We start from the raw sequence: 19,742 nt of genomic DNA, 5'->3' as shown, positions 1-19,742 counted from the left end.
CCGCACAGGCGTCTCAGGGCATGGCTGGACTTGGGGGCCGGGGCGGCCTATAAAGGCATGCAACCGCTGCAACATGTAGTTCAAGTCATTCAATCAAAAGGGTTCGGTTGATGTCGAAGCTCAAGAAAGTGTCCTTCATCGTTATCCTCGCAGCACTGGCAGGGGGGACCATCTTCCTGCTGACCTGGGATATTCCTGCACCGGCCCAGCCCGTGACGAAGACGCTGAATGATGACCGCTTCCCGTCGTAAGGCCCTGCTCCTCGCCGGAGCCGCCTTCGCCTTCCTCGGCAGTGCTGCAGCGAGCGCGCAGGAAGCCACCGAAGAAACCACCGAAACCGCAGCAGAGGAAACGGCAGCCGATCAGGCACAGCCGGCCGAGGTGGTTCAGTCCGAGCATGCCGCACGCCGCACCTGGTATCTGGGCGGCAAGCCGACAGCCACGAATGCCGGACGCATGTCCTCCGCCCCCGCCCTTGGCGCCCCGCGCACCATTTCGCCTGCCCCCTATGTGCCGGTTGGCAGTGTGACGGCAGCGGCGCCGACGGTGGGTGATGCGCAAGCGGTGACGCCGCCGGTGGCCGAGGGCACCAGCCTGCCGGGTCCGGCCGAAGCCGTGGTTCCAATGGACGGCGTGCCGATCGAGGAAGGGGCGCTCAATGACCTCGACCCCTCGACCGTGGCGGCGACATCCGAAGGCCTGCCTTCGGGCTTCTTTACAGGGCTCAGCCGTGCGGCCTATGTTTCGATCCTCGACAGCCTGCCGTCCCCGAGTGGTTCGCGGCTTCTCGGCTCCGTCGCGTCAAGGCTCGCGCTTTCGGGCCCGGTGCTGCCGGCGCCGGAGGATGATCAGTCGATGCAGGCGGTTGTGAAATCGCGGCTCGACCTTCTGGCGCGCGCCGGTGACAGCGAGGGCTTTGCCCGCCTTTTCGAAAACCTGCCGAAAGGGCAGGCCTGGCCGATGCTGGCGCATGAGGCAGCGGATGCTCACCTGCTGGCGGGCCGTGTGGCCGAGGCCTGCAATGTGGCCGATACGCAGCGCACCAACACGGGCGACCCCTACTGGATTCGCCTGCTGGCTTTCTGTAGCGCCGTCGATGGCAACCGCGATGCGGTACGCTTCCAGATGGGTATTCTGGAAGAACTGACTGACGTCGGTCCCGAAGTGCACCAGATGATCGAACGCATTCTGGTCGCGTCCGAGCAGGCCCGTGCGGCTGGTGGCGCCAGTGCGCCCGTGCCGCCCGCCCCGGTTGCCCTTGAAGGCAAGCTGAAGGTCGATGTGCTGGATGTGACGATGGCTGGCCTTGCCGCTGTTGATGTCGGCGAACTGACGACCGAGGAAATCGACCCGCTCGCGGTCGGCCCCGCGCTCGCGATCCAGACCCTGTCGCGCGATGCCAAGTTCGATCTCGTGTCGCTTGCGGTGACCCAGGGTTGGGTCAACGATCGCACGCTCGCCGCCTTCATCGGCGGGCAGGCCTTCACGGAAGCCGAACTCGCTGCCGCGATGGATGACGGCACGATAGAAAACGACAGCTTTGTGATCGATGCGGCCCTTGCCCATATCGCTGTAACAAACGGCGACGCGGGTGCGCGGCAGGCGGCCCTTGCCAAACTGTGGGCGCGCGCGGTGCGCCTTGGCCATGTGGCGGTTCTGGGCGGCGCCTTGGCCCATATGGGGCTTGATGTCGATCCCGCGAACGCCAACAGCGCGGTGGCGGGCCCGGTGATCCGCAGCCTGCTGCTGGCCGGACAAACCGAAACGGCGGCCGCCTACTTCCGCACCCTGCGCGATAATATGACCGGCCCGATCGATGAAGCCTTGCTGACCGAGGTCTGGCCGCTGCTGCTGGTGGCCGGCATGCCGGATGTACCCGGCCCCGAAGCCGGCCCGCTGCCGACATGGTGGAGCACGCAGGGCACGGATGATCGCCGCTATGCCCGAGCCGGCCTCCTGTTCAGCCTTCTCGAAGCGCTTGGTGAAAGCGTGCCGGATGCGGCATGGTCGTCGCTTGAAGATGGCCCCGTCTCGCTCGAGCAATCGGCGACCGCACCTGCCGTGTGGCGGCGTCTGCTGCTGGCCTCGAACGGGGGTGACCGTCCGCTGGTGCTTTCAAACGGCTACCGGATCGTGGCGGAATCGGGGCTTGCCGATGTTTCGCCGGCGCCTGCCGGGTCGGTTGTCCAGACGCTGCGGCGTGCCGGGTTCGAGGGCGAAGCCCGTCAGCTCGCGCTCGAAATCCTGATCGCCCAGGGTCTTTGACCCCCGGGCGCGGTCCGATGGGCGACAGCCGGCTGATAGAGCAGTTTCTGGAGATGCTGGCGGCTGAAAAGGGCCGGGCAAAAAACAGCCTTATGGCTTACGCTCGCGACCTTGAAGACTTCGGGGATTGGCTCGCCGGTCCCCTTGGCACCGCGACGACAGACGATATCAGGGGATATCTTGCCGACCTCGCCGCGCGCGGCTTCAAGGCGGCGACTGCTGCCCGGCGCCTGTCGGCCCTCCGGCAATTCTATCTATTCCTCTACCGCGATGGTCTGCGCGGCGACAATCCAGCAGCGGGGCTTGAAAGTCCGCGCGCCGGGCGTCCGCTGCCGAAGGTCCTCTCTGAAGATCATGTCGACCGGCTGCTTGATCATGCCGAGGCGGAAGCCGCCGGCGGTGACCTTGCGGCCTTGCGCCTGCATGCGCTTGTTGAAACGCTTTACGCCACGGGCCTTCGGGTCAGCGAGCTTGTCGGCCTGCCGCGCCGGGCGGTGGGCCCCGAGACGCGGCTCCTCACCGTGCGCGGCAAGGGCGGGCGGGAACGGATGGTGCCGATGGGCGAAAAGGCGCGCAATGCCCTTCTGGCCTATCAGGCAGCCGTGAAGGTGGCAGACCAAGGCGATAGCCCGTGGCTGTTTCCCTCGCGCACGGCGAAGGAAGGGCACGTCACCCGGCGGCGGGTGGGGCAGCTTCTGGAGCGACTGGCGATTGACACGGGCGTGCCTTTGGATCTCGTCAGCCCGCACAAGCTGCGCCATGCTTTCGCGACCCATTTGCTGGCGCACGGGGCAGACCTGCGCGCCGTACAGCAGATGCTGGGCCACGCAGATATCTCGACAACCCAGATCTATACCCATGTGCTGGATGCCCGCCTGAAGGCGCTGGTGTTCGACCGCCATCCCCTCAGTGACAATGCATGAGTGACGGAGCCCGACGATGACGACCAGATCCCGCTATCCCGTGGCTGCCCTCGTGCCCGCACTTCTCGTCTGGGGGCTTTTCTGGATCGTTGCCACCGGGCCGAAGCCGGTACCTGCTGACCGTTATCTGGACCTTGCCGATCGGTATGACGTGGAAATCATCCGTGACGATTACGGCGTGCCGCATATCTATGGCGCGCGTGATGTGGATGTGGCCTTCGGCCTCGCTTTCGCGCATGCCGAGGACGATTTCCCGACCATCCAGGATGTGGTGCTGGCCACCCGTGGCATGCTCGCCGCTGAAAAAGGTCCGTCGGCGGCGCCAGCCGATTTCCTCGTCGGATTCATGGATGTGAAGCGCACGGTCGAGAAAGGCTATGCGACAAAGGTGAGCGCCGAGGCCCGCGCCCTTGCCGAAGCCTATGCCGATGGCATCAATCATTATGCCGCCACCCATCCGGGCGAAGCCTCCAGCCTTTTGCTGCCGGTGAAGGGCGAGGATGTGGTGGCGGGCTTCACGTTCAAGACGCCGCTTTTCTATGGTTTCGACAAGGCGATCTCGGCACTGTTCGCTGGCACCTATCCCGGCATGCCAAGCAGTGCGCAGCCCGAGGAAGAGGAGGAGAGCCTGCCGGTTGGCAGCCAGGGCGTGGCGCTTGCCCCCAAGGCGACAACGGACGGACACACCCGGCTTCTCGTGAACAGCCACCAGCCGCTTACCGGCCCTGTTGCCTGGTATGAGGCGCGGGTGAAATCGGAAGAGGGGTGGGACATGGTTGGCGGCACCTTCCCCGGTGCGCCCCTTATCCTGCACGGAGCAGGACCCGATCTCGGCTGGGCCAATACGGTGAACACGCCCGATCTTGTCGATGTGTTCAGGATCCGCCGCCACCCCGGCGGTGCGCTTGCCTATACGCTGGATAACAAATGGGCGCCCATGACCGCCCGCACCGTGCCGATCCGCGTGAAGCTCTGGGGACCGTTTTACTGGACGGTCGAACGCACGGTTTATGAAACCCTGTTCGGCCCGGTGGTCGAGGTGAATGGCGATTATTATGCCGTGCGGTTCGCAGGCTACCGCGAGCTTGGCATGCTCGATGCCATGTATGCGCTGAACAAGGCGAAGGACCGCGCGGCCTTCGAGGCGGCACTGGCACGTGGCAGCCTGCCGAGCCTCAATTATGTGATGGCGACGGCTTCTGGCGATGTCGCTCATTATTATAATGCCCAGTTCCCGAAGCGGCCGAATGTGCCGGGCCTTGACTGGCGGAAGCTGGTGCCGGGGGACCAGAGCTCGATCTTCGTTGAAGGCTATGAGCCCTTCAGCGCGGTTCCGAAGACAGTGAACCCGGAAAGCGGGATTGTCTTCAATGCCAACAACAGCCCCTATCTGGCAACGACTGGCGCCGGCGCCCCGGTGCCGGACGATTTCCCGGCCCGCCTCGGGGTGCAGGGGAACCTGACGAACCGGGCGCTCAGGCTGAACCGCCTGCTGACGCTCGCGGCCCCCGTCAGCCCCGATGCCTTCCGCGAGATCAAATATGACAAGGTCTTCGACCCTTCCTACCCGCCACTTGTGGCGCTGCGGACCGCGCTTCTGGAGCCGCCCGTGTGGCTTGGCGTGGAGGAACGCGAAGGGGTCGACCTTCTGCGCCGCTGGCGGGGCGGGACAGCGCTGGATGACCGCTCGGCCGCGCTTGGCATCGCGCTTCTCTATCCCATGATCAAGGCATGGGAAGCGGACGAACCGATGCCGGACGTTTGGGGGCGGCTGCCTGTGGCGCTCAATTATCTCGTTACCCGGTTCGGGCGGATCGACCCCGAATGGGGCGAGGTGAGCCGTCTGCGGCGCGGCGGGATCGACCTGCCGATAGCGGGTGGGCCCGATATCCTGCGCGCGGTTTACGGTGAGCGGGACGCCGATGGCCGCATGCGCGATGTGGCGGGCGACAGCTATATCCTTTTCGCCGACTGGGATGGCAAGGGCGGCTTCACCGCGCGCTCGGCCCACAGCTTCGGCGCGGCGGCCGGGCGGCCGGATTCGCCCCATCATACAGACCAGATGGACATGTTCGTGCGAGAAGAGGAGCGCGAGGTGCCCCTTGACCGGGAAGCCCTGATGGCCGAAAAAACTTCTTCAAGGCGCCTCTGAGCGTGCCATACTGATTACTGGACCGGCTGGTTCTTGTGTTGACAGGCCGGGAAGCTTCGGGGATTTTGCGCCCGAAGTCCGGAGCAACAGACGTGGAGAGGCGTGCCCCGTGACGCGCGATAATAAAACAGTCCCAACTGAAAAGGGCGAACGCCAGATGATGACTTTTCTCGAATTCGAAAAGCCGATTGCCGAGCTCGAGGGCAAGATCCGCGAGCTTCGGAGCTTCAGCCACGGCCGCGATTTCGATATCGGTTCCGAGGTTGGCCAGCTTGAAGGCAAGCTTGGTCGCCTCCTGAAAGATACCTACGCAAACCTGACGCCCTGGCAGAAGATGCAGGTGGCGCGTCACCCGGAGCGCCCCCATTTCAAGGATATCGTGGCGCACCTCACGGAAGATTTCACGCCGCTTGCCGGTGATCGCACCTTTGGGGAAGACGAAGCCGTGATCGGCGGGCTTGCCCGTTTCCGCGGTGAAGCCTGCGTGATCATCGGCCATGAAAAGGGATCGGACACCGAAAGCCGCATCCGCCACAATTTCGGCATGGCACGGCCCGAAGGCTACCGGAAAGCGATCCGCCTGATGGACATGGCCGACCGCTTCGGCCTGCCGGTCATCACGCTGGTTGACACCTCGGGTGCTTACCCTGGTGTGGGCGCCGAGGAGCGCGGCCAGGCGGAGGCCATCGCGCGCTCGACCGACAAATGCCTGTCGCTCGGTGTGCCGCTTGTGACCACTATTGTGGGCGAGGGTGGCTCGGGCGGTGCGGTTGCCATCGCGGCGGCCAACACTGTCCTGATGTTCGAACATGCCATCTATTCGGTGATCTCGCCTGAAGGCTGCGCCTCGATTCTGTGGCGCACCAACGAAAAGGCGAAGGATGCGGCAACCGCGCTGAAGATCACCGCGCAGGATCTTCTCACCCTCGGTGTGATTGACAAGATCGTCGCGGAGCCCCTTGGTGGCGCCCACCGTGATCGCGAGCGCGCCATGAACATGCTCGGTGACGCCATCGAGGAAAGCCTCAAATCCATGGCCGGGATGGACGGCGAACGGCTGCGCCGCCTGCGCCGTGAAAAATTCCTCGCCATGGGGGCAAAAGGCATCAATTAAGCCGCATCGGACGGAGCCCCGCAAAGGGACCGCGAATCGGCAAGAATGAAGGCGTCGGGCCAAAATCCGGCGCCTTTTTCACACCCATCAGCCACTACATATTGTAGCGCTTCCAACGTTTTGCCCTTTATGTTGACGAGCCCCCCCGTTTGTCCTTATTCTCGATTTTCGAGTTCGGGGGTGCGTTGCTAGCGGGGCACTGAGGGCGGCTGTCCCCCAACTTCAAGCAAAACATAGAGAAATGTCGGAATGTTCGACATTTGTTCCATTTTCAGGCATGCTGGTTTGCTGGCACCTGAGGCGGAATGAAGAGAACGATTCCGAATCAGGTGGTAAAGGGAGTTATGGGCACCATGTTTGAGGTCACGCATTACGAGCACGGTGGCGCGGTTCAGATCGACCGCAGCCGCGACGATCTCCTGACCGAGTTTGGCAAGGCAACCTTGTCGGACCGGTATCTGATGCCCGGTGAAAGTTTCCAGGATCTGTTCGCCCGTGTGGCCAGCTATTACGGCGACAGCAAGGAACATTCCCAGCGGCTCTATGATTATATCTCGAAGCTTTGGTTCATGCCCGCAACGCCCGTTCTGTCGAACGGCGGCACCAACCGCGGCCTGCCGATTTCCTGCTTCCTTAATGAGGCCCAGGACAAGCTCGATTCCATCGTGGGCCTGTGGACCGAAAACGTATGGCTCGCGGCCCGTGGTGGCGGCATCGGCTCCTATTGGGGCAATCTGCGCTCGATCGGCGAAACCGTCGGCGGTGTGGGCAAAACCAGCGGCATCATCCCCTTCGTGCGGGTGATGGACAGCCTGACCCTTGCCATCAGCCAGGGCAGCCTGCGTCGTGGTTCGGCCGCCGTTTATCTGCCGATCCACCATCCGGAGATTGAGGAATTCATCGAGCTGCGCCGCCCCACGGGCGGTGACCCGAACCGCAAGACGCCGAACCTGCACCACGGCGTGCTGGTGACCGACGAATTCATGCGCGCGGTTGAGGCCGACGAGCAGTTCGCGCTGACGAGCCCCAAGGATGGCCATGCCGTGCGCACCGTTTCGGCACGCGCCCTGTGGATTCGCCTTCTCACCGCGCGTGTGGAAACCGGCGAGCCCTATATCATCTATTCGGATACCGTGAACCGCCAGATTCCCGAGCATCACAAGCTCGCGGGCCTCACGGTGAAAACCTCGAACCTTTGCGCCGAAATCACGCTGCCGACGGGTGTCGACCACCTTGGCAACGAGCGCACGGCTGTTTGCTGCCTGTCGAGCCTCAACCTTGAAACCTACAAGGAATGGAAAGACGACAAGCAGTTCATCCCCGATGTGATGCGTTTCCTTGATAACGTGCTGCAGGACTTCATCAACCGTGCGCCCGACAGCATGGTGAAGGCCCGCTACGCCGCCATGCGCGAGCGTTCGGTCGGCCTTGGCGTGATGGGCTTCCACAGCTTCCTGCAGGACAATATGGTCCCGTTCGAAAGCGCGCTCGCGAAAGCCTGGAACAACCGCATCTTCAAGCATATCCAGACCGAGGTGGACCGTGCCTCGCACGAACTGGCGCTGGAGCGGGGCCCGTGCCCGGATGCGGCTGACTATGGCATCATGGAGCGTTTCTCGAACAAGACGGCGATTGCGCCGACCGCTTCGATCTCCACAATCTGCGGCGGGTCGAGCCCCGGCATCGAGCCGATCGCGGCCAACAGCTATAACCAGAAGACGCTTTCGGGCAGCTTCAACGTGCGCAACCGCGCGCTGACCCGCCTCCTCACCGAGAAGGGCATGAATACCGAAGCCGTCTGGACCTCGATCACCGTCAACGAAGGCTCGGTGCAGCATCTCGATTTCCTCTCGGACGAGGAAAAGGCCGTGTTCAAGACCGCGTTCGAGCTGGACCAGCGCTGGGTGGTGGAACTTGCCGCCGACCGTGCGCCCTACATCAGCCAGGCCCAGTCGGTGAACATCTTCCTGCCGGCCGACGTGCACAAGCGCGACCTGCACCAGATCCACTTCCAGGCCTGGAAGAAGGGCCTGAAGAGCCTCTATTACTGCCGGTCGAAATCGATCCAGCGCGCCGAGGTTGTCTCGAACGACACGCTGAAGAAGAAAACGCCCGAAGCCGTGCAGCTGGCGCTTGCCGAAATGCCGGTGCAGACGACCACCAATTACGAGGAATGCCTGGCCTGCCAATAAGGCGGCAGGCAGCTCCTTTTCGCGAACGGGGCGGCAATTGCAGCCGTCCCGCCTGATCCCGACCCTTTCGTTTCGAGGCTTTGCCCATGTCGCTGCTTGAAGAACGCCACGTCTACAAACCCTTCCGTTACCCCTGGGCTTATGAAGCCTGGCTGAAACAGCAGCAGATCCACTGGCTGCCGGAAGAGGTGCCGCTCGCGGAGGACGTGCGCGACTGGGCGAACAAGCTGACCCCGTCCGAGAAGAACCTGCTGACCCAGATTTTCCGCTTCTTCACCCAGTCGGATATCGAGGTGAACAATTGCTACATGAAGCATTATACCAAGGTCTTCAAACCGACCGAGGTGCAGATGATGCTGTCGGCCTTCTCGAATATGGAGACCATCCATATCGCAGCCTATAGCCATCTTCTCGATACGATCGGCATGCCGGAGACGGAATATTCCGCTTTCCTTAAGTACAAGGAAATGAAGGATAAATATGATTACATGCAGCAGTTCAACTCGGACGACCTGGCGTCGACCGCGCTGACGCTCGCTGTGTTCGGGGCCTTCACCGAGGGGCTGCAGCTTTTTGCATCCTTCGCGATGCTCCTTAACTTCCCGCGCTTCAACAAGATGAAGGGCATGGGCCAGATCGTTTCCTGGTCGGTGCGCGACGAAAGCCTGCACTGCGACAGCATCATCAAGCTTTTCAAGACGCTGATCTCCGAACACAAGGAAATCTGGACCGATGACCTGAAGGCAAAGATCGTCGACGCCTGCCGCACGATTGTGGAACATGAAGATGCCTTCATCGACCTGTCGTTCGGGATGGGCGAGATCGAGGGCCTGAAGCCCGAGGAAGTGAAGCAATATATCCGCTATATTGCCGACCGCCGCCTCGGCCAGCTCGGCTTCGATGCAATGTACCAGATCGAGGACAATCCGCTGCCGTGGCTCGATAACATGCTGAATGCGGTGGAACACACCAACTTCTTCGAAAACCGCGCCACCGAATATTCGAAGGCGGCTACCCGCGGCAGCTGGGACGAAGCCTTCAGTTGAGAATGAAAGAACGGCCCGCAGGATATCTGGCGGGCCGTTTTCTTTGTATGCAGCGGCGTGCGACTACCTGCCGTTGCTGACAACCCACACACCATCATCCCGGCGACAGGCCGTTCCTTCAACCTCGGTCGCCTTGCCGTCGATCGTCACCGCCTCGCGGTAAGGCCGGCAGGGCTGGCCGTTTTGCGTATAGGCCTCGCCCGGCACCACCATGCCATAGTGGCCGGTATCGGGATTGCGCCAGTGCGAGACCGAGCCGGTGCGGCCGGATTCAAGGCTCTGTTGCATCGCAAGCCGGGCCTTTTCGCGGTCGCGTTTGTCCATGCGTTCTCCGATCTCGTGGCCGAGGAGGCCACCCGCCACCGCGCCCGCGATCAGCCCGAACGTGCCGCCGCCTATGGCTTTGCCGATAACGCCACCTGATACTGCACCGATGCCTGTTCCGGCCTCGGTCTTGCTGACCGAGCCGCAGGCCCCGAGGGCGAGGCAGCAGGCAAGGATTCCACAAGGAAAATTGGTCTTCATGATCTTTCTCCCGTCTGGACGTTCAGATGACCACGGCAATGGGGCCATTTTGTGCGGCAAAGAGGGCGTTCCCTTGGCACGGCGCTTGCTACTCAGGCGAGCAGTCCAGTTTCCCCGGGGGTCGACACATGACAAGCATCATCGCCAATGCCTATGTTTTGCCATATGCGAACAATCGGACTTATTCCGATATTCAGGCGCAACCACAGCCGCAAAAAGCCGGGCAGCCGTCCCATGGTTTCTCCGACAGTGCCATCAGTGTCACCTTGTCTGAGGCGGGCAGGGCGGCCCTTGCGAGGGGTGGCCAGTCGGCAGACGACGACGAGACCGACAAGCTTCGCCGGGAACTGACCGAACTCCTGGACGGGCTCGGACGCACATCGCCCCTCACAGACGGCAAGCTGGCGGTTGACCTTTCCGGTTTCGAGCGGGCAGAGGTTTTTGCCATTGCGCAGAACACCGGCAACAAGTTCACGGCAGATGAGCAGAAGGCGGCAAAATCGGAGCTGCAGCAACGATTTGATGCCGCACTCTCGGGCGCTCACTCGCTCCTTGAGGTAACGGGAAGCTACAGGGATCTCTATGAAGCGTCCCTCGAATATCTGGATGCTGCGAGTGCCGAAGAGAAGAAATCTGCCGAATGGCAGCAACACTATGCGGCGGTGTCCCAGGCGCTCGGGCAGTTGAACAGCAATCCGGGCCAGCCGCCACAGGGGATCAAGAGCGATCCGGTGGTGGCCTATCTTGGGCGCGTGGCCAAAGGCGAGCAGGTTAAGGACCGCACCTTTGCCGATGTCTCCGATGACGCCCGCGCGGGGCTCGATAACATCTATGCAAAAGCCGGAGACTTGAAGGATCTGTCGAAATTCGGCAGCAGGGCCCTTTCGGCGATCGTCCTCAACCGCACTGACACATTTACCAGCACGGAAATTGCCGCCGCGCGCTCGGAGATGAAATCCCGGTTCGGCCAAAGCGTGCAAAGTGCCTTCCAGTCAGCAGGCGGCACCGGCGATCCCACGGCGTTTTCCAAGAAGCTGATCGCGCAATATGGCTCGATGAGCGTCGAGGAACGCGAAGCTGCAGGGCTGGATGACCAGTATTACAATACGATCGTCAGGAACTATGAAACGTCCCTGAATATATCCCGGGCGTTTGGCCTGGGCGGCGGGGCGACCAGCCTGCTGAGCTTCCTTTAAGGGCTTCGAAGAAAACAAAAAGCCGGCCCGAGAGCCAATCGGGCCGGAAGGTTCAGCCGCGCTCCCCGGTGCCGGCTCCAGCGAGGAGGAGCTTGGTGACACCGGGGAGGGGCTTTCGCCGCGGGCACTTTAGGAAGTGCCCTGGCGGCAGTCGGACGACCCTCTACTCAAAACAGGGGCCATAGTGACGGCCGTCCGATAATTCTGTCAGGCGGGGTCAGCGCCGGCCGCGGGCGTCGGCATACTGTTGCTCGTTGGCACGCCAGTCGTGCTCGGCCTTCAGCACACGCTCCTGTTCGTTGCGGATCAGGCCAGCGATCTTGCGGCCCATATCCTCGGCTGCGCTCCGGCGGATGCCGTCGGCCATACCGTGGCGAGTGCTGAGATCGTCGCGGGCAAACAGGTCAGCCACCCAGTTTGCCGGGACCGGGGCGTGGGCGACGGTCCCGCAGGCGCCATGCCCGGTAAGCCCGGCGCCATAATTGAAACGGTCACTTTGCAGGCCGTGCACGGTGGCCACATGATCGGGCGCAAACCGGTTGTTGACCCGGACATCATAGCTGTAGCGTGCCGTTGCCTGTTCGGTCACACGGGTGAAACTGGCGCCGTAAAGCGGGCCACATCCGGCGAGGAACGTACCGCTCTGATAGGGCGCGCTGGCACGTTTCCGGTCCATCACGTTGAAATCCATGTCGAACGAGCGCTCATTGACGGCAAGGACCATATCGGGCCGCACCCGGCGGTCTCGCGGGTCAACCAGCCGCACGCCCGAGGGCAGCCACCGGGCGACGGCATCCATCATGCGGGCCTGATCCAGTGCCGGTGCATCGTGCCGCCCGTGGCGAGCATCCAGCTTCACCACCACATAGAAAGGATAGACGCTGTGGCGCGGCTCCTTTTCATGTGCATGGGCGTCATGAGCGCGGGCGCTGTAGGTCGCAGCCGTCACAAGGCCAGCGACAAGGGCAGCCGAAATGCCGAAACGGCGGACGATGGTCACTTTTGCACGGGCGTTTCTCATATGGATCGCTCCTCTCGCTGATCGATGGGTTAACCCTAACGCGTCAAGCTTGAGCGAAAGCTGAGGGGGGTGTTCATATGGCATTCATCGTCGCCGGTTGACCCCGGACAGGGTGGCGTGACAGTCTGACGGCAATCAGACAGCAGGGGGATAACAGATGCACAAGAAGATCACCGGGCCCATCGCATTGATAGCCGTCCTGTCAGCCATCGGCAGTGTGCGCGCAGACGACGCGGCGGCACTCATGCAGGAAGCGATGACGCCGGACACGGTGGAGGTTTACGACCCCGTCCGCGCAGAGGCCGATTATATCCGGCGCGAGGTGATGATCCCGATGCGCGACGGGGTGAAGCTTTTCACCGTCGTGGTGATGCGCAAGGGCACCGAGGGGGCGCCGATCCTGCTCAGCCGCACGCCCTATAACGCCTCGAAGGCGACATGGCGGAATGCCAGCCAGAAGATCGAGGAAATCCTGACGGTGATGGACGCCGAGTTCGTGAATGACGGCTATATCCGCGTCTATCAGGATGTACGCGGGCTTTATAAGTCCGAAGGCGATTATGTTATGAACCGGCCGCTCACGGGGCCGCTGAACAATACCGGGATCGACCATTCGACCGACGCCTATGACACCATCGACTGGCTGGTGAAGAATGTGGCCGAGACAAACGGCAAGGTAGGCATCACCGGCTCGTCTTACCTCGGCTTCACCACGCTGATGGCGCTTGTGAACCCGCACCCGGCGCTGAAGGCGGCTGTACCGCAAAGCCCGATGGTGGATGGCTGGATCGGTGACGACTGGTTCCATAACGGCGCCTTCCGCCTCAATTCCTTCGGCTATTTCACCGGCCAGATGGCGCGCAAGGGCAGTGGCCCGGTACCGCAGGGCACGGGGGATGAATATGAACTGTTCCTCAAGTCCGGTTCGGCGGGTGATTTTGCCCGGCGCTTTGGCCTTGATGCCTTCGGCCAGACCCAAAAGATGATGAACCATCCGGCGTATGACGACTTCTGGAAACTGCAGGCGGTGGACAAGATCCTCGGTGAGCGCAAGCTGACCGTGCCGACGATGCTGGTTGTCGGCCAGTGGGACCAGGAAGACAGCTACGGCGCACCCGCCGTTTACAAGGCGCTGGAACCGCAGGACAAGAAGAACGACATGGTCTCGCTGGTCATCGGCCCGTGGCGACACAGCGGCGTGAACTATGAAGCCCGCACCCTCGGTGCGCTTGATTTCAAGGGCGACACCGGGCTCGAATTCCGCCGGGACTATATGAAACCCTTCCTCGATCGTTACCTGAAAGACGGCGCGCCGAAGGTTAAAACCCCACCGGTGTTGACCTACGCCACCGGCGCCAACCGCTGGGAAGTGAGCGACGCTTGGCCGCGCGGCAGCGAAACGCCGCTTTATCTGCAGGCCGGTGGCGGGCTCGGCTTTGAAAAGCCGAAGGCGGCAGGCCGGGATGAATATGTCTCGGACCCCGCGAAGCCCGTGCCGTTCATCCCGCGCCCGATTGACATGGGTGACGCGGACCAGTGGAAGCCCTGGCTCGTGGCCGACCAGCGCTTTGTGGACGGTCGCCCCGACGTGCTGACCTATGTGACCGAACCCTTGGGTGAGGCCGTTCATATCGCGGGTGCGCCGAAGGTCGATCTTTTTGCGGCAACCAGCGGCACCGACAGCGACTGGGTCGTCAAGCTCATCGATGTGTCGCCCGAGGAGTTTTCGGCGGTCCCGAAGATGGCGGGTTACCAGATGGGAGTGGGGATCGAGATTTTCCGGGGACGCTATGTCCATGGCTTCGACAAGCCCGCAGCCCTGACGCCGGGCAAGGTGGAAAACTACAGGTTCGAACTGCCGAACGTGAACCATGTGTTCCAGCCCGGTCACCGCATCATGGTGCAGGTACAATCGACGCTGTTCCCGCTGTATGATCGCAACCCTCAAACCTTCGTGCCGAACATTTTCAACGCGAAAGCAGGGGACTATAAGGCAGCAACGCAAAGCGTGGCGACGGGGGGCAAGGAAGCCAGCGCCGTGTGGCTGCCGGTTGTGAAGGACTGAGGCCCGAGGGCCGACTACAGGGGCGCATTGTATGGAGCATCATTCGACCGGGGTTTTTGAACTCGTGGCAATCCTCGGGGCGGCGGTTGCCTGCGGGGCGCTGATGATGCGCCTCGGGCTTGGCACCGTGATCGGCTACCTGCTTGCCGGGTTCCTGATCGGCCCGTCGGTGCTGAAGGTGATCCCCGATCCTGCGCGGGTGGCGGGCGTGGCCGAGTTCGGCGTGATCTTTCTGCTGTTCATCATCGGGATCGAGATGAAGCCACGGCGCCTTTATGTGATGCGGCGCATGGTCTTCGGGGTTGGCGGGGCGCAGTTCCTGATCACCACCATCGTGCTGGCCTGGGGGCTTCATGCCTTCTTCGGACTGTCGGTGCCTATTTCGGTGGTGGCGGGGTCGGGCCTCGCGCTGTCGTCCACCGCCTTCGGCCTGCAGATCATGACGGAACGGGGCGAGCTTAACAGCCAGCGCGGCCGCACGGCCTTTGCCGTCCTCCTGTTGCAGGATCTGGCCGTGGTGCCGCTTCTGGCCCTCCTGCCGATGCTGGAAGGCAAGACAAGCGGCACTTTCACATCATTCCTTCTGGCCTTTGCCCAAACGGTCGCGATCCTTGGCGTTACCCTCCTTTCAGGCCGCTATCTGCTGGGGCCCATCCTCCGGATGGTTGCCAACCGCCGTTCGGCCGAGATGTTTTCGGCAACGGCGATTCTCATTGTCGTCGGCTATGCGTGGCTCATGGAAATCGCCGGGCTGTCGATGGCGATGGGTGCCTTCCTTGCCGGGATCATGCTGGCCGAAAGCGAGTTTCGCCATCAGGTGGAAGGCGATATCCAGCCCTATCGCGGGTTGCTCCTCGGCCTTTTCTTCATGACGGTGGGTATGGGCCTCGATCTGCAACATCTTCTGGATAACGCGCTTCTGGTGTTCGGGGCGGCCGTCGCGCTGATGCTGGTGAAGGCCGTCATCATGACTGGTGTCGGGCGGTTCGCCGCCGGGCTCGACTGGCCGGATGCGGCGCGGGCGGCGACGCTTCTTTCCGGCGCAGGCGAGTTCGGCTTCGTGCTCTTTGCCGTCGCGGTCTCGCAGGCAGTGCTCGCGGGCGATATGCAGGCCACGCTCAATTCGGTGATCGTCATCACGCTCGTCATCACGCCGTTCGTGGTGCCGCTTGTCGACCGGTTGATGAAACGCTTTGACCGTGAGCTGCCGACCCCGGTGATGACGGAAGAAGAATGTCCCGCCACGCCGCCGGTGCTGATTGCCGGCTTCGGGCGTGTGGGGCGCACCGTTGCCCGGCTTCTGGACCGGCACAGCGTGCCCTGGATTGCCATCGACGGCAATCAGGCCAATGTTTCGGCGGCGCGGGCCGAGGGCGCGAACGTCTTCCTTGGCGACGCACGCCGGCGCGAGGTGCTGGTGTCGGTGGGGGCCGGCAAGGCGGCTGCGCTTGTCATCACGCTTGATAGCCCCGAAACGGCCGAGGCGACGCTCATGAACGCCCGCATGTGCAACCCCGGCCTGCCGGTCCATATACGCGCCCACAGCCTGACGGCGGCGTCGCACCTGCTGGACCTTGGCGCCGCGCGGGCGGTGCCCGAAGCGTTCGAGGGCAGCCTGCAGCTCGGCGTCGGTGTGGCGCTATCCCTTGGCATCCCGGAGGCGGAGGCACAGGCAAGTGCGGCTGATCTTCGCGCGCTCGGCTATGCGGACCTCAATGCCCACTGCCAGACCGATCTTTCAGGAACGGCCCCGCCCAAAAGCGAGGCCCCGGCCTGATCCGGCGTCAGAAGGGATTGGTACGGAAGCCCTGATTGGCGAGCATCGCATGTGCGGTGATGGCCGAAAGGGCCATCTTCACCCCTGGCAGCAGGTCAGCGTTCGAGACGCCGTAGCGCGTGGCGCTTTGTCCGCAGACATAAATCTCGGCACCCGCCGCGACGAGCGCGGCGATAAGAGCGGCATTGCCGTTCGCCGCCTGCTTGTTCGCCTTGTAGAAATCCTCGTTCGCGACATCGAGCGTGGCGCCGCCGTGGAACACTGCGGCCACATGCAGCCGTTCTTTCGGCACGCCGGCATCGACCATCATGTTGATGAAACGGGCGAGCGTCTCGATCTGTCGGCTTTTCTCGCCGGGGGTGGCTGCGTCCGCGATATCGAAGGAAACGCGATAGTCCTGATCCCCCGGTACCGCCACGTCGGGTTTCAGATTGTCAGCAATCGGGCCGAAGTCCGGGATCACGGGGCCTGCCTTGAAGCCTTCAATGGCGCTCGCGGGTGCGGCGACGGCGATCATGGCGGTCAGGGCAAAAAGGGTATGCTTCATGGCGGTTCCTTGTAGCTGCAAACGGCAGGAGCCTAGCATGCACGACCCCGGCCGCGCGGAGAAATAAAAAGGCCCGCCGGATGGCAGGCCTTTTCGTATTCGATTGTCGGGCGGGTCAGAGCGCGCCGTGGCAATGCTTGTATTTCTTGCCCGAACCACAGGGGCAGGGCGAATTGCGGTTGAGATCGCGCCATGTGGTCGGATCGTTCGGATCGACACGGGCCATCTCGTTCTCGCCCGTCACCGGGTCGATATGCTGTTCTACAATCGCGGCGGGGCGTGGCGGGGCGAGCGGGGCAGCGGGCTCGGCCGACGGCTGCGGGGCCAGTTCGACGCGGGCCAGAAGCTGCGTGATGCTCTCGCGGGTATGGAACAGCATGCTCTCAAACAGGCCGAAGGCTTCGGTCTTGTATTCATTGAGCGGGTCGCGCTGGCCGTAGGCCCTGAGGCCCACGCCCTGCCGCAGGTGATCGAGATTGGCCAGGTGGTCCTTCCATTCCTGATCGACGACCTGCAGGAGCAGGCTTTTCTCGACATGGCGCCAGAGGTCGGAGCCGTAATTGGCGGCCTTGGCAGCCATGAAGCGGTCGGCTTCATCGGCGATGCGCTCAATGATGGTGGCATCGTCGACGCCGTTTTCGTCGCCCCAGGCAACAACCGGCAGCTCAAGGCCAAGATACTTCAGCACGTCTTCCTGCAGTCCGGCGAGGTTCCATTGCTCGGGGTAGGATTTCGGCGGGATATGGGTTTCCACCAGATGGTGGACCACATCGGCGCGCATGCCCTTCACGAGCTCTGCCACATCGTCGGCGTCCATGATGTCGCGGCGCTGCTCATAGATCACGCGGCGCTGGTCATTCATCACGTCGTCGAAACGCACGAGGTTTTTCCGGATGTCGTAGTTCCGGGCCTCGACCTTCGTCTGTGCTTTTTCGATGGCCTTGTTGATCCACGGGTGGATGATCGCCTCGCCCTCCTCGATTCCGAGGGTGACGAGCATCTTGTCCATCCGCTCGGGGCCGAAGATGCGCATCAGGTCATCGGCGAGCGAGAGATAGAATTTCGAGCGGCCGGGGTCGCCCTGACGGCCTGAACGGCCACGCAGCTGGTTGTCGATGCGGCGGCTTTCGTGGCGCTCGGTGCCCATCACATAGAGGCCGCCGGCTTCAAGAACCTTGCGCCGCTCTTCGGCAACTTCAGCCTTCACGCGCTCGGTGATTTTCGCGATTTCAGCTTCGTCTTCCACGCCCTGCGTTTCTTCGGCGATCCGCATGTCGGCATTGCCGCCAAGCTGGATGTCGGTACCGCGGCCCGCCATGTTGGTGGCAATGGTGATGGCGCCAAGGCGGCCGGCCTGTGCCACGATATAGGCTTCCTGCTCGTGGTAGCGGGCGTTTAGCACCTGGTGCTTGATCTTGTTCTTCGTGAAGATTTCGGAGAGATGCTCCGACTTCTCGATCGACACGGTGCCGACAAGCACCGGCTGGCCTTTGGCCTGCGCTTCCTTGATGTCCTCGACGATGGCGGCATATTTCTCGTCCGCCGTCCGGTAAAACTCGTCGTGCTCGTCCTTGCGCGCCACGGGCACGTTCGTCGGGATCTCGATCACGCCGAGGCCGTAGATCTGGCCGAACTCTTCCGCTTCGGTCGCTGCTGTGCCGGTCATGCCCGAAAGCTTCGGATACATGCGGAAATAGTTCTGGAAGGTGATGGAGGCCAGCGTCTGGTTTTCCGGCTGGATCGCCACATTTTCCTTGGCTTCGAGCGCCTGGTGAAGCCCGCCCGAATAGCGGCGGCCTTCCATCATGCGGCCGGTGAATTCATCGATGATGATGACCTTGCCGCCCTTGACGATATAGTCCTTGTCGCGCTCGAACATCATGCGCGCCTTGAGGGCCTGGTCCACATGGTGGACGATCGCCGTATTCTCATAGTCATAAAGGTCTTCGGACTTCAGGATGCCCTGTTCGCGCAGCAGTGCCTCGACCCGCTCGGTGCCCTCGTCATTCAGGCTGACGGTGCGCGACTTTTCGTCTTTTTCATAGTCGGCCTCGCCAAGCTCGGCGATCACCTTGTCGATCGTCACATAAAGCTCGGACTTGTCTTCGGTGGGGCCAGAGATGATGAGCGGCGTGCGCGCTTCGTCGACAAGGATACTGTCCACCTCGTCGACGATGGCGAAAGCGAACTCGCGCTGCACCATTTCCTCGCGGCGGAATTTCATATTGTCGCGCAGGTAATCGAAGCCCAACTCGTTATTGGTGGCGTAGGTGATATCGCAGGCATAGGCCGCGCGGCGCTCCGCGTCGGTCAACCCCGGCACGATCACGCCGGTGGTGAGGCCGAGGAAGCCATAAACGCGGCTCATCCATCCGGCGTCGCGGCTGGCGAGATAGTCGTTCACGGTCACCACATGCACGCCCTTGCCAGGCAGCGCATTGAGGTAAGCGGCGAGCGTGGCCACAAGCGTCTTGCCTTCACCCGTGCGCATTTCGGCGATGGAGCGGTCATGCAGCACCATGCCGCCGATCAGCTGCACATCATAGTGGCGCTGGCCAAGGGTGCGCTTTGCTGCTTCGCGGACCGTCGCGAAGGCTTCGGGCAGGAGGCTGTCCAGGCTTTCACCTTTTTCAAGGCGGGCGCGGAACTCGGCGGTCTTGCCCTTCAGGGCATCGTCCGAAAGGGCGACGAAATCCGCCTCGAGCGCATTGATCGCGGCGACCTTGGGTTCAAGTTTTTTCAGATATCGGTCGTTCGACGACCCGAAAAGGCGTTTGGCAAGTTTGCCCAGCATGATGTTTGTCCCCGGCCCTGACTTGCGGCGTGCGCCGTGGGCTCTCTGAACAGAAGCTGACACCGGCGGAAAGCGGCAGTTGATATGGTTTTGCATGAGATAAGCGCCGCACGGGCATGTGTCAA

Annotated in this window: 14 protein-coding genes; 10 read left to right on the top strand and 4 right to left on the bottom strand. The window is 62.5% G+C overall.

Annotated features, from left to right (window positions below; all coding sequences use genetic code 11):
* Positions 1-110 precede the first annotated feature (110 nt).
* The 7 genes from OU694_RS08875 to OU694_RS08845 all read left to right on the top strand — a co-directional run bounded on the left by OU694_RS08875 (position 111) and on the right by OU694_RS08845 (position 9,692).
* The gene (locus tag OU694_RS08875) at positions 111-251 is read left to right on the top strand and encodes a hypothetical protein (RefSeq protein ID WP_289503894.1); all 141 of its coding nucleotides are present in this window, start codon (positions 111-113) and stop codon (positions 249-251) included.
* Positions 229-2,265, top strand: coding sequence for a hypothetical protein (locus OU694_RS08870; protein WP_308910641.1), 2,037 nt, complete (start codon positions 229-231; stop codon positions 2,263-2,265). The genes OU694_RS08875 and OU694_RS08870 overlap by 23 nt, the downstream gene beginning before the upstream one ends.
* 17 nt (positions 2,266-2,282) lie before the next feature.
* Positions 2,283-3,188, top strand: coding sequence for a site-specific tyrosine recombinase XerD (locus OU694_RS08865; RefSeq protein ID WP_308910640.1), 906 nt, complete (start codon positions 2,283-2,285; stop codon positions 3,186-3,188).
* A gap of 16 nt (positions 3,189-3,204) precedes the next feature.
* Entirely contained in the window at positions 3,205-5,340 is a 2,136-nt protein-coding gene (locus OU694_RS08860) for a penicillin acylase family protein (protein ID WP_308910639.1), read from the top strand.
* Positions 5,341-5,497: 157 nt separating this feature from the next.
* On the top strand, positions 5,498-6,454 hold the full coding sequence (locus OU694_RS08855; protein ID WP_308910638.1) for an acetyl-CoA carboxylase carboxyltransferase subunit alpha: 957 nt from the start codon (positions 5,498-5,500) through the stop codon (positions 6,452-6,454).
* A 344-nt stretch (positions 6,455-6,798) separates the two neighbouring features.
* A complete protein-coding gene (locus OU694_RS08850; protein WP_373460341.1) occupies positions 6,799-8,646 on the top strand; it encodes a ribonucleoside-diphosphate reductase subunit alpha in 1,848 nt (615 codons plus the stop codon).
* Positions 8,647-8,732: 86 nt separating this feature from the next.
* Positions 8,733-9,692, top strand: coding sequence for a ribonucleotide-diphosphate reductase subunit beta (locus tag OU694_RS08845; RefSeq protein ID WP_308910636.1), 960 nt, complete (start codon positions 8,733-8,735; stop codon positions 9,690-9,692).
* A 63-nt stretch (positions 9,693-9,755) separates the two neighbouring features.
* Here OU694_RS08845 and OU694_RS08840 read toward each other — a convergent pair whose 3' ends face one another.
* Positions 9,756-10,217 carry an RT0821/Lpp0805 family surface protein gene (locus OU694_RS08840; RefSeq protein ID WP_308910635.1) on the bottom strand — a complete coding sequence of 154 codons (462 nt, stop codon included), beginning with the start codon at positions 10,215-10,217 and terminating at the stop codon, positions 9,756-9,758.
* Positions 10,218-10,243: 26 nt separating this feature from the next.
* On the opposite strand from OU694_RS08840, the gene OU694_RS08835 reads away from it, so the two are divergent.
* Positions 10,244-11,413, top strand: coding sequence for a hypothetical protein (locus OU694_RS08835; RefSeq protein WP_308910634.1), 1,170 nt, complete (start codon positions 10,244-10,246; stop codon positions 11,411-11,413).
* 217 nt (positions 11,414-11,630) lie between these two features.
* Here OU694_RS08835 and OU694_RS08830 read toward each other — a convergent pair whose 3' ends face one another.
* Entirely contained in the window at positions 11,631-12,434 is an 804-nt protein-coding gene (locus OU694_RS08830) for a hypothetical protein (RefSeq protein WP_308910633.1), read from the bottom strand.
* A gap of 157 nt (positions 12,435-12,591) precedes the next feature.
* Here OU694_RS08830 and OU694_RS08825 point away from each other — a divergent pair, with 157 nt between their 5' ends.
* Positions 12,592-14,499 (top strand): CocE/NonD family hydrolase, encoded by a 1,908-nt coding sequence (locus tag OU694_RS08825; protein ID WP_308910632.1) that lies wholly within the window; start codon positions 12,592-12,594, stop codon positions 14,497-14,499.
* Between the two features lie 31 nt (positions 14,500-14,530).
* Positions 14,531-16,276, top strand: coding sequence for a monovalent cation:proton antiporter-2 (CPA2) family protein (locus OU694_RS08820; RefSeq protein ID WP_308910631.1), 1,746 nt, complete (start codon positions 14,531-14,533; stop codon positions 16,274-16,276).
* Between the two features lie 7 nt (positions 16,277-16,283).
* Here OU694_RS08820 and OU694_RS08815 read toward each other — a convergent pair whose 3' ends face one another.
* Both OU694_RS08815 and secA read right to left on the bottom strand, forming a co-directional pair.
* Positions 16,284-16,823 carry a DsrE family protein gene (locus OU694_RS08815; protein ID WP_308910630.1) on the bottom strand — a complete coding sequence of 180 codons (540 nt, stop codon included), beginning with the start codon at positions 16,821-16,823 and terminating at the stop codon, positions 16,284-16,286.
* Between the two features lie 115 nt (positions 16,824-16,938).
* On the bottom strand, positions 16,939-19,617 hold the full coding sequence (gene secA / locus OU694_RS08810; RefSeq protein ID WP_308910629.1) for a preprotein translocase subunit SecA: 2,679 nt from the start codon (positions 19,615-19,617) through the stop codon (positions 16,939-16,941).
* Positions 19,618-19,742 lie beyond the last annotated feature (125 nt).

The sequence above is a fragment of the Pseudokordiimonas caeni genome (assembly GCF_026719705.1).
Taxonomy (GTDB): domain Bacteria; phylum Pseudomonadota; class Alphaproteobacteria; order Sphingomonadales; family Kordiimonadaceae; genus Gimibacter; species Gimibacter caeni.
The sequence above is the reverse complement of the archived record's forward strand: the minus strand, read 5'-3'. Positions and strand labels throughout refer to the sequence as shown.

Bases quoted from the DNA above. Each gene is read 5' to 3' on its own strand.
- OU694_RS08865 (WP_308910640.1), top strand. From the start codon at position 2,283: ATGGGCGACAGCCGGCTGATAGAGCAGTTTCTGGAGATGCTGGCGGCT.
- OU694_RS08840 (WP_308910635.1), bottom strand. From the start codon at position 10,217: ATGAAGACCAATTTTCCTTGTGGAATCCTTGCCTGCTGCCTCGCCCTC.
- secA (WP_308910629.1), bottom strand. From the start codon at position 19,617: ATGCTGGGCAAACTTGCCAAACGCCTTTTCGGGTCGTCGAACGACCGA.
- OU694_RS08835 (WP_308910634.1), top strand. From the start codon at position 10,244: ATGACCACGGCAATGGGGCCATTTTGTGCGGCAAAGAGGGCGTTCCCT.
- OU694_RS08860 (WP_308910639.1), top strand. From the start codon at position 3,205: ATGACGACCAGATCCCGCTATCCCGTGGCTGCCCTCGTGCCCGCACTT.
- OU694_RS08870 (WP_308910641.1), top strand. From the start codon at position 229: ATGATGACCGCTTCCCGTCGTAAGGCCCTGCTCCTCGCCGGAGCCGCC.
- OU694_RS08830 (WP_308910633.1), bottom strand. From the start codon at position 12,434: ATGAGAAACGCCCGTGCAAAAGTGACCATCGTCCGCCGTTTCGGCATT.
- OU694_RS08815 (WP_308910630.1), bottom strand. From the start codon at position 16,823: ATGAAGCATACCCTTTTTGCCCTGACCGCCATGATCGCCGTCGCCGCA.
- OU694_RS08855 (WP_308910638.1), top strand. From the start codon at position 5,498: ATGATGACTTTTCTCGAATTCGAAAAGCCGATTGCCGAGCTCGAGGGC.
- OU694_RS08850 (WP_373460341.1), top strand. From the start codon at position 6,799: ATGGGCACCATGTTTGAGGTCACGCATTACGAGCACGGTGGCGCGGTT.
- OU694_RS08820 (WP_308910631.1), top strand. From the start codon at position 14,531: ATGGAGCATCATTCGACCGGGGTTTTTGAACTCGTGGCAATCCTCGGG.
- OU694_RS08845 (WP_308910636.1), top strand. From the start codon at position 8,733: ATGTCGCTGCTTGAAGAACGCCACGTCTACAAACCCTTCCGTTACCCC.
- OU694_RS08875 (WP_289503894.1), top strand. From the start codon at position 111: ATGTCGAAGCTCAAGAAAGTGTCCTTCATCGTTATCCTCGCAGCACTG.
- OU694_RS08825 (WP_308910632.1), top strand. From the start codon at position 12,592: ATGCACAAGAAGATCACCGGGCCCATCGCATTGATAGCCGTCCTGTCA.